This is a genomic window from Methylobacterium sp. D54C, assembly GCF_053345595.1.
On the sequence record NZ_JBKFAK010000133.1, the window covers coordinates 1 to 364 of the forward strand.

General features: G+C 67.9%; 1 protein-coding gene. It reads left to right on the plus strand.

The window, feature by feature from the left end:
- Nucleotides 1-364 (plus strand): autotransporter-associated beta strand repeat-containing protein (locus ACLBYB_RS32840; protein ID WP_447701385.1); only part of this gene is annotated, 364 nt, incomplete at both ends.

Genomic DNA, 364 nt, shown 5'->3' on the forward strand with positions numbered 1-364 from the left:
CCATCGACGGCCCGGGCCAGTTCACCTCCGACTGGACCGTCAACACCACCTACAACGGACAGGCCTATTACGGCCGCTTCGCCAACGCCATCTCCGGCGTCGGCGGCCTGACCAAGGTCGGGCTCGGTACCCTCGAACTCGCCGGCACCAACACCTATGCCGGACCGACCACCGTCGCCGGCGGCACCCTGTTCCTGTCCGCCAGCGGCAGCCTGACCTCACCGGTCTCCGTCCAGGGTGCGGGCACCTATCTCAATGCCGGCTGGACCCAGAGCAGCGTCAGCAATGCCGGCCTCCTGATCAACACCGGCACCATCTCCGGAGGTGCGACCAATGCCGGCACGGCGCTCAGCAGCGGCGTGAT